Origin of the sequence: Streptomyces sp. NPDC052109 (assembly GCF_040680195.1) — a bacterium.
Classification (GTDB): Bacteria; Actinomycetota; Actinomycetes; order Streptomycetales; family Streptomycetaceae; genus Streptomyces.
Map to the genome: position 1 here is coordinate 1 of NZ_JBFAWF010000010.1, position 12,972 is coordinate 12,972.

The following is a 12,972-nucleotide window of genomic DNA, read 5'->3' on the forward strand; positions in this document are numbered from 1 at the left end:
CCGCGGCCTCTTCGTCCGCACGGTCGTACCGATCGATGCCCTGTTCCGTCTTCCCACCCCCGCCAACCGCCGCTACCGGCACGCGCTCGCCCGCCAGCACGCGATCATCGACTCCGCGATCGCACAGCGCCGCCGGGGCAACGACCGCGAACCACTTGGTGAAGAAGGACCGCCCCACCCCCTTGAGGGCGAATTGCCGGTAGGCCTCGCTCAGGTCGCCGTCTCGGACCGCTTCGCGCGTGGTCCGGAGGACAGTGGGCATGCGCGCGTCGGACAGAGCCGATTCCGTGTACCGCGGCCCACGTCCGTTCGTGGTGCCCGAGCCCCAGATCATGACGGCCACGAACAGGTCACGCAGACTGTCGGGATCACGGTCACCCACGCGGTCACGGAGATGGGCCAGGTCGTCCCGGCTGATGAGCCGGTCACCGCTCGACCCGCTCGCACATCCAACGCCGATATCGAGTACGTGCGCCGCTCCGTGCGACTCCAACCGCGAGCGCCACGTTTCTGGACGGAAGCGCACGGGCCTCTGTTCGCAATCGCCGTAGCGGATAACGAGCTTGCGAAGCTGCTCCATCATGCTCCCCCTGGCCATGACGGCGGCGTGCCGTGAGCCACAGCGTATGGAAGTAGACGCCGAGAGGACACGCCTATCTGCGAGACGGACGGACCAGCCCCCAACTCGTAAACGAGCGGCGCATTGCCGAGCCGTTACCTGGTCAAGCCCAGCGACTGCATGCCACGACGCGCCCACGACATGGAATGACAGCGGCTGAGCGTGGCAACGAGCCCTCTGCCTGCCGGCGCCGCTGTGAGTGATCGCAAGATCTGCTCGCGCTCGTGATGGCACGGCGCGAGGAGGAGGGGATTCATGGGGCTCGTCAGATGGGGAGTCGCGGCAGTGGCGACAGGGATGAGCGTTCTGACCATGCTGCCTGGCACAGCCCAAGCCGCGCCCACGACGTCCGCCAGCGTCAAGCCGACCTGTTCCTTTGGTGAGATCACCGGTTCCGGGAACGGGTCCGGTGAACCGACCTCCACCAAGGCCGGGGCAGAACCTGGTCACCTACACCACCGTGCGTAACGCCAAGTCGGCGCCGCTGTCGGGAGTGTTCTTCGACTACGAGATGGTGGCGCCCAGCAACCACAAGGGCACGGCGCCAACCGTCTGGTGCAAGTTCAACGGCGGGTCGTGGCATCACTTGATCATGACCTGGTACCCGGCGACCAAGGCGTCTACCGCGCAATGGGTTGGCGGTGATGCTGTCCTCGGCAACCTTCCCGGCAACGCCATCCGCAAGATGGAGATGACCGTCGACTGCCCCTCCGGTGCCACGCGGGGTTTCTACCCCGGGACTCTCATGGCCGGAGCGAAGACGTGTGGCTCTCAGTTGCTGGGAGCGATCCAGGTAACAACCGCGTACGAACCACGGTAGCCACCGTCACGAGTACGTCGGCGGGCACGGCAGCCGTGACAGGGCGCATCGAGGGTGCCGGCCGTCAGCCGAGCGCGCCGAGGCTGGGCCGTTCCTGGGTCGTCCGAGGTCGCTCGACAGTGGCCAATGATGACCGACGTCGACTACCAGGCGCACGTGCCCATTGCTCCTGAACAGCGAAAACACAGTGCCCGCCGTTGGGTCCGGGGGAACGTGATCTCCACAGGTGGGAACCGCTCGCTGCGCTCGCGCGCGAAGGCGTTCGGGAGCTCCCGCCCGCCGCGTGCTTCGGGCCGACTCGGACCTGGCGTGCCCGACGGGTCGGCACGGTCCCTGCACTCTCCCGGCTACGTTCGCGCGGGAGCGCCCCGCGGCGCGTGACTGCGGGGCGCCTTGTGGGGTTCAGTCGATCTTCTCCCCGTTGTGCGTACCGCCCTTGCAGATGTTGTCCACCAGATCGGGCGTTCCGCCGCCCTGCCTGCACTGGGAAGGGGTGACGTAGGATGAGGCACCCTGTGCGGTGGCGGCGGTGGCGGTGGCGGCGCCTGTGAGGCCGAGTCCGGCGAGGGCTGCCGTGGCGATGACGCCGGCGAGGATTCGTCGAATGCGCATGTGGTTCCCCTTTCACGGATTGCCTCGACTGGGGCACTAGCCAGCCTGATCTTCACCCATGTGGGTGGCACGTCATGTTGCGCCATTCGGGTGACAGTGGTGTCGGGTGCGGGGTCGGGGACGCGACCCGTCGCACCGGCCCTGGAAGCATCGAGCGGTTCGGTATCTCGCCCTGCTCCCTCCGACCGTCGACCTCACCAAGGGGTGCATCACCGCGCAGTGGCGGCCGCCTCCGCCGGCTGACGCCGTTCACGTGATCGGTGGCTGGGTCGTCTCCGGGCCGTCCGAGTCGCTCGACGGCAGCCGAGGACGACCAACCGGCGGGCGGCCCGTGGGATCGGACTGGGCAGCGGCGTCGGCGATGTCGAGTGCCTCGGTCGGCATCGCTCGGACACCCGCATCACCGGCACTTCCTCCTTGAGCTCAGTCGGCCGCGCCCAGGTCCTCCGGCATGATCCGGCGCATGGCGCTGAGGGCGGGTTCTGCCGCCTTCAGGTCGAGGAGGGCCTGCTCGGCGCTTTCCCCCTCGCGGGCCAGGCCGCGATCAATGCGCTTGGCAGTGGCGTCGACCGCCGCCCGGACGACGTTCAGCTCGCGGGATGCCCGGAGCACCACTTCGGGGACGATCATCTGCGCCTCGGCGTAGCGATCCCGGTGGTCCCGCCGCGCCTCCTCGACCTGCGCGCGTTCGTCGTCGGTGTAGGCACCGTCTCGCAGGCGGTGAAGGGCGTCCTTCAGCACGGTGTGGAAATGCCGGGAGGCGCGGTTCACGCAGGTGTACGCGGCGCGCCGTTCGCCGAAGACCCGTCTTGTCTCCTCGGTCTTTCTCTCCTGTGCTCGCCGACGCTTCGTCGTCCAGGTCGTGACCACGGCGGCCAGCAGCGCACCGAGTACGCCGACGACGGCAGTGACCGTGGCGGCTGTCGTGGCGTGACCCTAGCGGCCGGCACACGCGAAGGCGTGAGAAGGGCCGGTGTGAACCGGGTCCACACCGGCCCTTCCCCGGGAACGGTCGCGCAGGAACGGTCGGACAAGAACGGTCGAACAGGAACTGTCAGAACGGCAGGAACTGCTGCAAGAGCTGCTCAGCCCCTCAGCCGCACTGGCAGGGGCCGCCGGACTGGCACCCGCAGCCGCAGCCCGAGCCGCAGCCGCACGCACCGATCAGCGGAAGGCTCCGGATCTCGGCGGGCTGGACGGTTTCGCGCTCCTGGGTGGGGTCGGGAGTGGTGCTGGGGGATTCGGCCATGGGTCCCTCCTTGACGCTGGGGCAGGGATGCCCTCGCCCATCTCATGCCCGTTTCCCTGGGCGCATCAACGGCGCACGGATGCGCCCACGCGCCCTCAAGAGCCGCCCCGGAAGCCCCCGAGACCACGGATGCCCTGGGTTGCGTCCGCAAGCCCTCGGTCCGCCGGTGTCGGGTCCGACCCGGAGGGGTCAGGCGCCCTCGACCCCCGTGACCGGCTGGATCTCGTCCGCGTGCTCGCCCGTGACCAGGTAGACGACGCGCTTGGCGACGGCCACGGCGTGGTCGGCGTACCGCTCGTAGTAGCGGCCGAGCAGGGTGACGTCCACCGCCGTCTCGATGCCGTGCTTCCAGCGCTCGTCGATCAGGTGCTGGAACAGCGTGCGGTGCAGCAGGTCCATCTCGTCGTCGTCCTGCTCCAGCTGCAGCGCGAGGTCGATGTCCTTGGTGATGATCACCTCGGCCGCCTTCGCCATCAGGCGCTGCGCGAGCTGGCCCATCTCCAGGATCGTGGCGTGCAGGTCCTGCGGGACCGCGCGCGAGGGGAAGCGCAGCCGGGCCAGCTTCGCCACGTGCTGGGCGAGGTCGCCGGAGCGCTCCAGGTCCGCGGACATGCGCAGGGAGGTGACGACGATACGGAGGTCGGTCGCCACCGGCTGCTGCCGCGCCAGCAGGGCTATCGCGCGCGCCTCCAGGTCGTGCTGGAGTTCGTCGACCTTCTGGTCCGCCTCGATCACGCTCTCCGCGAGCTTCAGGTCGGCGTCCAGGATGGCGGTCGTGGCGCGCCCGATCGCCGACCCGACCAGGCGGGTCATCTCCACCAGACCGTCACCGATCGAGTCAAGTTCCTCGTGGTACGCGTCCCGCATCAGGGTTACCTCTCCTACGTACGTGTTTTTGTGGGTTCCGGGGGCTGTGGCACCAAACGACACCAAACGACACCATCGCCCCGTGGCGAAACAGGCGGTGCGAACCCCACGCTCCCACGCTGTGGCTCGTACGCGTCCGTTTCTGCCACCCCAAATGAACCAATACTGGCTCCAAGGTGAACTCTGGGCGACGAGTGTTCGAGGTCCCACCTCGACGGCTGTAGTCATGTCGTACGCCCTGCTTAACCTGGAGGCATGGACGTGAACGCGGCGGTCGCCGCAGCGGCAGCGATCGCCGGAGTGCTCACCGGCGTCATCGCCATGCTGGCGTTCCGTTGGAGCGAACGCGACCAGAAGCGACCGACCAGGACTTCTTTGCACACCGATCCCGTACTCCCGCCCGGCGTGGACACCGTGTTGTCCGTGCTCCGCTCCTCGGCCGTCGTCCTCGACGAGGCCGATGCCGTCGTCAAGGCCAGCTCGGCGGCCTACGCCCTCGGGCTGGTCCGCGGCGGCAAGCTCGCCGTGGAGCCCATGCTCCAGATGGCCAGGGACACCAGACGAGACGGCGAGATACGCCAGGTCGAGCTGGACCTGCCCCGGCGCGGCACCGGACGCGGCGAGGCCCTCGCCGTCTCCGCGCGCGTGGCCCCGCTCGGCTCCCGCCTGGTCCTGCTGCTGGTCGAGGACCTGACCGAGGCGCGGAGAATCGAGGCCGTACGACGCGACTTCGTGGCCAATGTGAGCCATGAGCTGAAGACGCCCGTCGGCGCCCTCTCCCTGCTCTCCGAGGCGGTCATGGACGCCTCGGACGACCCCGAGGCCGTGCAGCGCTTCGCGGGCCGCATGCAGATCGAGGCGACCCGGCTGACCAACCTGGTCCAGGAACTGATCGACCTCTCCCGGGTGCAGAACGACGACCCGCTGGAGGACGCCGAGCCCGTCCGCGTGGACGAGCTGGTCGCGGAGGCCGTCGACCGCTGTCGTCACCAGGCCGGCACCAAGCAGATCACCATGGCTGCCGGTGGCACGGCCGACCTGCACGTCTGGGGCAACCGGGGCCAGCTGGCCGCCGCCCTCGGCAACCTGGTCGAGAACGCCGTCAACTACTCCCCGGCCCGCACCCGTGTCGGCATAGCCGCCCGCCGGGTCAACGCACCCGGCGGCGACATGATCGAGCTCGCCGTGACGGACCAGGGCATCGGCATCTCCGACAAGGACAAGGAGCGCATCTTCGAGCGCTTCTACCGCGTCGACCCGGCCCGCTCGCGGGCCACCGGAGGCACCGGTCTGGGTCTCGCGATCGTCAAGCACGTGGTCGCCTCGCACGGCGGGGAGGTCACGGTCTGGAGCGCCGAAGGCCAGGGCTCCACTTTCACCCTCAGGCTGCCGGAGGCGGGTGCGGCCCGCGACCGCGCATCGCAGCACCCCGACCCCGACCTCGACGACGAGGCCGGCGGCCGCACTGAGTCATCCCCGTACGAACCGCTTCCCGCCCCGGAGGTCCTTCCGTGACCCGAGTGCTCGTCGTCGAGGACGAGGAGTCCTTCTCCGACGCCCTGTCGTACATGCTCCGCAAGGAGGGCTTCGAGGTCGCCGTGGCGGCCACGGGCCCCGACGGACTCGACGAGTTCGAGCGCAACGGCGCCGACCTCGTCCTCCTCGACCTGATGCTGCCGGGCCTGCCCGGCACGGAGGTGTGCCGCCAGCTGCGCGGCCGCTCCAACGTCCCCGTGATCATGGTGACGGCCAAGGACAGCGAGATCGACAAGGTGGTCGGCCTCGAAATAGGAGCCGACGACTACGTCACCAAGCCGTTCTCCTCGCGCGAGCTGGTGGCCCGTATCCGTGCCGTCCTGCGCCGCCGCGGCGAGCCGGAGGAGATCGCCCCGGCCGCGCTGGAGGCGGGCCCGGTCCGCATGGACGTCGACCGCCACGTGGTGACGGTCGGCGGCTCCAAGGTGGACCTCCCGCTGAAGGAGTTCGACCTGCTGGAGATGCTCCTGCGCAACGCCGGCCGCGTCCTGACCCGCATGCAGCTGATCGACCGCGTCTGGGGTGCCGACTACGTCGGCGACACCAAGACCCTCGACGTCCACGTCAAGCGCCTGCGCGCCAAGATCGAGCCGGACCCGGGCGCGCCGCGCTACCTGGTGACGGTTCGTGGGCTGGGCTACAAGTTCGAGCCGTAAACCGGCCTCCTCCCGGCCGTCGGACGGAGTCCGGCGCGGCGCCCCGCAGCCCGCGTAGCGGTGTCAGGGGTGCGTCGAGGACGGTGCTCGAGCCGGACCCGGGCGCGCCGCGCCACCTGGCGACGGTCCGCCGGCCGGGCTGTACGTCTGGTCACACCGGCTACGACGAAGGGCGGCACCCCTGGCAGGGGTGCCGCCCTCGTGCGTGCGGCTGCTCAGTGGCCGGCGGCCGACTGCGACGCGGAGTCGCTCGGGGTGGCGCCGACGCCGGCGGTCGCCGTGTCGCTCGCGGTCGCCGACGGGGAGGCCTTGCCGTGCTTGGCCGGCTTGGCGCTGCCGGATGCGGTGGCGCCCGGGGCGCCGGAGACGGACGCCGAGGGGGAGGGGATCTCGCTCGGGCCCCACTTGTCGAAGTAGCTGGTGGCCGGCACCACGAAGGCGCCCAGGCTCACGTCACCGGTCTTGCTGAAGGTGAACGTGACCTTCTGGATGTTGCCGTCCTGGACCGACTCGCGGCCGTTGGGGATCTCGGCGGAGGCGTTGCCCCTGCCGCCGAGGATCAGGGAGCCGTGCGCCGGGACGGTGAGGCTGCCGCCCTTGACGGGGGTCAGGTTCACGGACCCGGTGCCGCCCGCGATGCTGATCGACTGCAGGGTCTCGTCCGAGTTGCCCAGGTTGAACAGAGTCGCGGACACCACGGCCGGGCCCGTCGACTTCAGGTCGGGCTGGGTGATCACCGTGGCGTTCTGGACCTTGATGTTGCCGACCTGGGTCGCCGCGTTGTCCGGCTTGATCTCCAGGGTCTGTGAGTCGTTGCCGGCGCCGCAGGCGGCGAGCGAGGCGATCGAGAAGACGATGGCGGAGGCGGCGAGGGCGCCGCGTCGAAGGCTGCTGCTCACGGCGGCGGCAACTCCTTGAACGCGCGGGCGGCTCCCCTTATAAAGCCACCCTAAGTGTCTGTCAGCGGCCTTAGGTTACCGAGCCGTTCCCGAGCCGCCGCACCCGACCCTCCCCAAGCCCCCGCCTTGCCTCCGGCTGGGGGTACCACGCGTCCTTCGTCACTCCAGCCACACCAGGCTCTCCAGTCACTTTGCCGAGCGCTCGTCCGCCATTCACATAACCGCGCGCAAAATTTCCGTGAAGGAATGCGCGACCACCCCGGATATCGATCACGCGCGACCCTCCCGGCAGCCGTTGATCAATTCCGGAATCGGCCCGGATCGACCCCGAGTCACCGAACGGAGTAGCGGAAGTCGTACGCTTGAAACCGGACAAATCGGGATGTTCGCCCACTTGGAGACGGGGCCGGGAGTGTGTAACGTACGCGTTTCACCCTGCCCGAAGAGCCCCTCCGACCTGCGGATTCCCGCCTCGCGCGGCCTCTCGCAGCACGTTCCTGTCGCAGTTGTCAAGCCCCGAGATATGCCCTGACCTGCGAAAACGCCATTCAGAAGACGCCGTATCCGTGTTACCCTGGATAGCCACGGAAGGGGTACCTGTCACATGACGTTCAAGGTTGGCGACACCGTGGTCTATCCCCATCACGGGGCCGCGCTGATCGAGGCCATCGAAACTCGCCAGATCAAAGGCGTGGACAAGACCTACTTGGTGCTGAAGGTCGCCCAGGGTGACCTGACGGTGCGTGTGCCAGCGGACAATGCTGAGTTCGTGGGCGTGCGTGATGTGGTCGGTCAGGACGGGCTGGACCGGGTCTTCGAGGTGCTGCGCGCGCCGTATGCCGAGGAGCCCACGAACTGGTCCCGTCGTTACAAGGCAAACCTGGAGAAGCTCGCCTCCGGCGATGTCATCAAGGTCGCGGAAGTCGTGCGTGACCTGTGGCGTCGTGAGCGCGAGCGTGGACTGTCCGCCGGTGAGAAGCGCATGCTCGCCAAGGCCCGCCAGATCCTGGTGAGCGAGCTGGCTCTCGCGGAGAACACGAACGAGGACAAGGCCGAGGCCCTGCTCGACGAGGTGCTCGCCTCCTGACGCGCCACGGTGGCGGCCCCTCGCATCCGCCACGCACAGCACGCTCAGCACAGTGAATGCCGCGGTGCCCGATGACACTGACCATGTCGCCGGGCGCTGCGGCATGTTCGTACCCGTGGCGCCGGATCTCCGGGAAAAGCCCTGCTCTTCGCCGTCCCCGGTGTTCTTCGGAAAGCCCCCGAGAAGCAAGCCCCCGATACTTGTCGTGCCGGGCCCGGGCAGATGGCTCGACCAGGGTCACGGAAAGGGTCCGGTCAAGGCGTCGCGCCCGGCACTCCTCCAGGCCATACCCACCTAGGTCGAGCACACAAACCTGACAGGAACCGATGTCTGACGAATCGCGCCCTTCGCCCGCGCAGACCCCCGTCGCCGCCGTGATTCCCGCCGCCGGCCGGGGCGTACGCCTCGGTCCGGGCGCCCCCAAGGCGCTGCGCGCGCTGAACGGCACGCCCATGCTCATCCACGCGGTCCGCGCCCTCGCCGCGTCCCGCCACGTCTCCCTGGTGATCGTCGTCGCCCCGCCCGACGGCGCCGCCGAGGTCAAGTCGCTGCTCGACGCCCACGCACTGCCCGACCGCACCGACTTCCTGGTCGTCCCCGGCGGGGACAGCCGCCAGGAATCGGTGAAGCTCGGCCTGGACGCCCTGCCCCCCGAGTACGGCATCGTCCTGGTCCACGACGCGGCCCGCCCCCTCGTCCCCGTCGACACCGTCGACGCGGTCATCGAGGCCGTCCGCGAGGGCGCCCCCGCCGTCGTCCCCGCGCTGCCGCTCGCCGACACGGTCAAGGAGGTCGAGCCGGCCACCGAGCCCGGCACCCCCGAGCCGGTCGTCGCCACCCCCGAGCGGGCCCGCCTCCGCGCCGTCCAGACGCCCCAGGGCTTCGACCGGGCGACCCTGATCCGCGCCCACGAGGCCGTCACCGCCAACGTCACCGACGACGCCGGCATGGTCGAGCAGCTCGGCCTGCGGGTCGTGACCGTCCCCGGTCACGAGGAGGCCTTCAAGGTCACCCGCCCCCTCGACCTGGTCCTCGCCGAGGCGGTCCTGGCCCGCAGGAGGCTCAACGATGGCTTCTGAGCAGCCCGTGCCGCTGCCCAGGGTGGGCATCGGCACCGACATCCACGCCTTCGAGGAGGGCCGCGAGCTGTGGTGCGCGGGCCTGAAGTGGGAGGGCGAGGGAACGGGCCTGGCGGGCCACTCCGACGCCGACGTCGTCGCCCACGCGGCCTGCAACGCCCTGTTCTCCGCCGCCGGGCTCGGTGACCTGGGCCGGCACTTCGGCACCGGCCGTCCCGAGTGGTCCGGCGCCTCCGGGGTGACCCTGCTCACCGAGGCCGCCCGTATCGTCCGCGAGGCGGGCTTCACCGTCGGCAACATCGCCGTCCAGGTGGTCGGGCCCCGCCCGAAGATCGGCAAGCGCCGGGACGAGGCCCAGAAGATCCTCTCCGAGGCGGCCGGCGCCCCCGTCTCCGTCTCCGGCGCCACGACGGACGGCCTCGGATTCCCGGGCCGGGAGGAGGGGCTGATGGCGATCGCGACGGCCCTGGTGGTCCGTACGGGCTGAGGCCGTCGCGCCTGTGCTCGTGGTGCGGGTGAGCCGAGGGCGTGCGAGGGTACCCACACGACCACCAGTGACCCCTGGACTCCGGAGGGTGCCCATGTCCCCCGTACTGTCCGACCGCCTGAAGTCCGTGCTCGACGGCAAGGTGTTCATCGTCGTCGGCACGCTCCAGCCCGACGGCAGCCCGCAGCTGTCCCCGGTCTGGGTGAAGCGTGACGGCGACGATCTCCTCTTCTCCACCACGATCGACCGCCGCAAGTTCAAGAACCTGGCCCGCGACCCCCGGGTGACGGTGGTCGTCATGAACCCCGAGCAGCCCTACGAGTACGCCGAGATCCGCGGCACCGCCGCGGCCACGACCGAGGGCGGACCGGAACTCATCGACGAACTGAGCGAGAAGTACACCGGCAAGAAATACGGGGACTTCAACCCGGCGGCCGCCCAGGACGCCCAGCGGGTGGTCGTACGGGTCACCCCCCGGAAGGTCGTCGGGGTGCTCTGAGCGCTCGGCATCGGGGAAAGGGGCGTGAGGCACTCCCCCGGGGCCACTACCCTGGAGTGGTGACCATTCGCCTGTACGACACCAGCGCCCGGCAGATCCGTGACTTCACCCCGCTCAAGCCGGGTTGCGTCTCGATCTACCTGTGTGGCGCCACCGTGCAGGCGGCACCGCACATCGGGCACATCCGGTCGGGGCTCAACTTCGACATCATGCGCCGGTGGTTCGAGTACCGCGGCTATGACGTGACGTTCATCAGGAACGTCACGGACATCGACGACAAGATCATCGCCAAGGCGGAGCAGCAGAGCCGCCCGTGGTGGTCCATCGGCTACGAGAACGAGCGTGCCTTCAACGACGGCTACACCGTGCTCGGCTGCCTGCCGCCCACGTACGAGCCGCGCGCCACGGGCCACGTCACCGAGATGGTGGAGATGATGCGCGCCCTCATCGAGCGCGGGCACGCCTACGAGGCCGACGGCAGCGTCTACTTCGACGTCCGCTCCTGGCCGTCCTACCTGGAGCTGTCCCGGCAGGACCTGGAGGAGATGCGGCAGCCCGCCGAGGAGGGCATCAGCGGCAAGCGGGATCCGCGGGACTTCGCGATGTGGAAGGCTGCCAAGCCCGGTGAGCCCGACTGGGAGACGCCGTGGGGCCGGGGGCGTCCGGGCTGGCACCTGGAGTGCTCGGCGATGGCGCACAAGTACCTGGGTTCCGCGTTCGACGTCCACGGCGGCGGCCTGGACCTGATCTTCCCGCACCACGAGAACGAGATCGCCCAGGCCAAGGCGTTCGGCGACGACTTCGCCCGGTACTGGGTGCACAACGCCTGGGTCACCATGAGCGGCGAGAAGATGTCCAAGTCGCTGGGCAACAGCGTCCTCGTGAGCGAGATGGTCAAGCACTGGCGGCCCATCGTGCTGCGCTACTACCTGGGCACCCCGCACTACCGCTCGACCATCGAGTACAGCGAGGACGCCCTGCGCGAGGCGGAGTCGGCGTTCGCGCGGATCGAGGGGTTCGTGCAGCGGGTCACCGAGCTGGCCGGCAAGACCGTCGAGCCGGCCGACCAGGTGCCGCCCGCCTTCGCCGAGGCGATGGACGACGACCTGGGTGTCCCGCAGGCCCTGGCCGTGGTGCACACCACGGTGCGGCAGGGCAACAGCGCGCTGGCCGCCGACGACAAGGACGCGGCCGTGGCCCGGCTCGCGGAGGTGCGGGCCATGCTCGGCGTCCTCGGCCTGGACCCGCTGGACGCGCACTGGGCCGGCGAGGCCGAGAAGGGCGAGGACCTGCACGGCGTGGTCGACAGTCTCGTACGCCTGGTCCTGGACCAGCGCGAGTCGGCCCGTGCCCGCAAGGACTGGGCCACCGCCGACGCCATCCGCGACCAGCTCAACCAGTCCGGACTGGTCATCGAGGACAGCCCGCAGGGCCCCCGCTGGACGCTCGGCCCGCGCTGACCCCTGGCTTGATCGACTGTGCCGCCCGGCCCCCGGGCGGCACACTGCATAAGACGCACAAGACGTACGTACGACGTTCAACGGAGACGAGTTACTCATGGCCGCGAACAACCGCCGCATGTCCGGCAAGAAGGGCGCGCAGGTCGGCAGCGGCGGCAAGCGGCGCCGGGGCCTGGAGGGCAAGGGCCCGACCCCGCCCGCCGAGATGCGCAAGGGCCACGCCAAGCAGCGCGCCGCCGCGGCCAAGTCCCGCCGCGCCCAGGGACGCCCGCAGCAGCGCCGGGGCGGCGGCAGGTCGTCCTCCGAGCTGGTCGTGGGCCGCAACCCGGTCGTCGAGGCCCTCCGCGAAGGAGTCCCCGCCTCGACCCTCTACGTCCAGCAGTTCATCGACAACGACGAGCGCGTCCGCGAGGCCCTCCAGCTCGCCGCCGAGCGCGGCGGCATCAACCTGATGGAGGCCCCGCGCCCCGAGCTGGACCGGATGACGAACGGCCTCAACCACCAGGGCCTCGTCCTCCAGGTCCCGCCGTACGAGTACGCGCACCCCGAGGACCTCACCGACGCCGCCTACGACGAGGGCGCCGACCCGCTGATCGTCGCGCTGGACGGCGTCACCGACCCGCGCAACCTCGGCGCCGTCGTCCGTTCCGTCTCCGCCTTCGGCGGCCATGGCGTGGTCGTGCCCGAGCGGCGCTCGGCCGGCATGACCGCCGGCGCCTGGAAGACCTCCGCCGGTACGGCCGCGCGTACCCCGGTCGCCCGCGCCACCAACCTCACCCGCACCCTGGAGGCCTACAAGAAGGCCGGCATCACGGTCGTGGGTCTGGCGGCGGACGGCGAGGTCGAACTCGGTGACCTTCAGGCCCTGGACGGGCCGGTCGTCATCGTCGTCGGCAGCGAGGGCAAGGGCCTGTCCCGCCTGGTCGGCGAGACCTGCGACTTCAGGGTCCGCATCCCGATGCCGGGCGGCGCGGAGTCCCTCAACGCCGGTGTGGCGGCGGGCATCGTGCTCTACGAGACCGCGCGCCGGCGCGGCTGACGCGCGGCCGCGCCGACGGGGCTGAACACACGTCCGGAACTTCACCCTTCCGGGGTAATTCCG

The 12,972-nt window shown here is 70.0% G+C and carries 15 protein-coding genes; 9 read left to right on the forward strand and 6 right to left on the reverse strand.

Features of this window, described 5'->3' with window-relative positions; all coding sequences use genetic code 11:
* Window positions 1-583 (reverse strand): hypothetical protein (locus AB0L59_RS21010; protein ID WP_365585717.1); only part of this gene is annotated, 583 nt, incomplete at its 3' end.
* Window positions 584-1,028: 445 nt separating this feature from the next.
* Between AB0L59_RS21010 and AB0L59_RS21015 the strand changes: the two genes are divergently transcribed.
* Window positions 1,029-1,439, forward strand: a complete 411-nt coding sequence (locus AB0L59_RS21015) for a hypothetical protein (RefSeq protein ID WP_365585720.1) — start codon at window positions 1,029-1,031, stop codon at window positions 1,437-1,439.
* A 402-nt stretch (window positions 1,440-1,841) separates the two neighbouring features.
* Here the strand turns inward: AB0L59_RS21015 and AB0L59_RS21020 are convergent, their stop codons facing one another.
* The 4 genes from AB0L59_RS21020 to phoU all read right to left on the reverse strand — a co-directional run bounded on the left by AB0L59_RS21020 (window position 1,842) and on the right by phoU (window position 4,167).
* A complete protein-coding gene (locus tag AB0L59_RS21020) occupies window positions 1,842-2,051 on the reverse strand; it encodes a hypothetical protein (RefSeq protein WP_365585723.1) in 210 nt (69 codons plus the stop codon).
* Between the two features lie 423 nt (window positions 2,052-2,474).
* A complete protein-coding gene (locus AB0L59_RS21025) occupies window positions 2,475-2,921 on the reverse strand; it encodes a hypothetical protein (RefSeq protein ID WP_365585725.1) in 447 nt (148 codons plus the stop codon).
* 223 nt (window positions 2,922-3,144) lie between these two features.
* Complete coding sequence (locus AB0L59_RS21030) at window positions 3,145-3,300, reverse strand: hypothetical protein (RefSeq protein ID WP_365585728.1); 156 nt, start codon at window positions 3,298-3,300, stop codon at window positions 3,145-3,147.
* 189 nt (window positions 3,301-3,489) lie between these two features.
* Window positions 3,490-4,167 carry a phosphate signaling complex protein PhoU gene (gene phoU, locus AB0L59_RS21035; RefSeq protein ID WP_365585731.1) on the reverse strand — a complete coding sequence of 226 codons (678 nt, stop codon included), beginning with the start codon at window positions 4,165-4,167 and terminating at the stop codon, window positions 3,490-3,492.
* Window positions 4,168-4,422: 255 nt separating this feature from the next.
* On the opposite strand from phoU, the gene AB0L59_RS21040 reads away from it, so the two are divergent.
* Together AB0L59_RS21040 and AB0L59_RS21045 are read left to right on the forward strand one after the other, a co-directional pair.
* Window positions 4,423-5,682, forward strand: coding sequence for an ATP-binding protein (locus AB0L59_RS21040; protein WP_365585733.1), 1,260 nt, complete (start codon window positions 4,423-4,425; stop codon window positions 5,680-5,682).
* Complete coding sequence (locus AB0L59_RS21045) at window positions 5,679-6,359, forward strand: response regulator transcription factor (RefSeq protein WP_365585736.1); 681 nt, start codon at window positions 5,679-5,681, stop codon at window positions 6,357-6,359. Before AB0L59_RS21040 ends, AB0L59_RS21045 begins: the two co-directional genes overlap by 4 nt.
* 215 nt (window positions 6,360-6,574) lie before the next feature.
* Here AB0L59_RS21045 and AB0L59_RS21050 read toward each other — a convergent pair whose 3' ends face one another.
* On the reverse strand, window positions 6,575-7,258 hold the full coding sequence (locus AB0L59_RS21050) for a DUF461 domain-containing protein (RefSeq protein WP_365585738.1): 684 nt from the start codon (window positions 7,256-7,258) through the stop codon (window positions 6,575-6,577).
* 604 nt (window positions 7,259-7,862) lie between these two features.
* Here AB0L59_RS21050 and AB0L59_RS21055 point away from each other — a divergent pair.
* The 6 genes from AB0L59_RS21055 (at window position 7,863) to rlmB (ending at window position 12,909) form a co-directional block, all read left to right on the forward strand.
* The gene (locus AB0L59_RS21055) at window positions 7,863-8,345 is read left to right on the forward strand and encodes a CarD family transcriptional regulator (RefSeq protein ID WP_003953493.1); all 483 of its coding nucleotides are present in this window, start codon (window positions 7,863-7,865) and stop codon (window positions 8,343-8,345) included.
* Between the two features lie 326 nt (window positions 8,346-8,671).
* A complete protein-coding gene (ispD, locus tag AB0L59_RS21060; protein ID WP_365585740.1) occupies window positions 8,672-9,424 on the forward strand; it encodes a 2-C-methyl-D-erythritol 4-phosphate cytidylyltransferase in 753 nt (250 codons plus the stop codon).
* Window positions 9,414-9,911, forward strand: coding sequence for a 2-C-methyl-D-erythritol 2,4-cyclodiphosphate synthase (gene ispF / locus AB0L59_RS21065; RefSeq protein WP_365585743.1), 498 nt, complete (start codon window positions 9,414-9,416; stop codon window positions 9,909-9,911). Before ispD ends, ispF begins: the two co-directional genes overlap by 11 nt.
* Window positions 9,912-10,005: 94 nt before the next feature.
* Entirely contained in the window at window positions 10,006-10,410 is a 405-nt protein-coding gene (locus tag AB0L59_RS21070; protein WP_365585746.1) for a PPOX class F420-dependent oxidoreductase, read from the forward strand.
* A gap of 59 nt (window positions 10,411-10,469) precedes the next feature.
* The gene (cysS, locus tag AB0L59_RS21075; protein ID WP_365585748.1) at window positions 10,470-11,870 is read left to right on the forward strand and encodes a cysteine--tRNA ligase; all 1,401 of its coding nucleotides are present in this window, start codon (window positions 10,470-10,472) and stop codon (window positions 11,868-11,870) included.
* Between the two features lie 97 nt (window positions 11,871-11,967).
* On the forward strand, window positions 11,968-12,909 hold the full coding sequence (rlmB, locus tag AB0L59_RS21080; RefSeq protein ID WP_365585751.1) for a 23S rRNA (guanosine(2251)-2'-O)-methyltransferase RlmB: 942 nt from the start codon (window positions 11,968-11,970) through the stop codon (window positions 12,907-12,909).
* The last annotated feature ends 63 nt before the right edge of the window (window positions 12,910-12,972 follow it).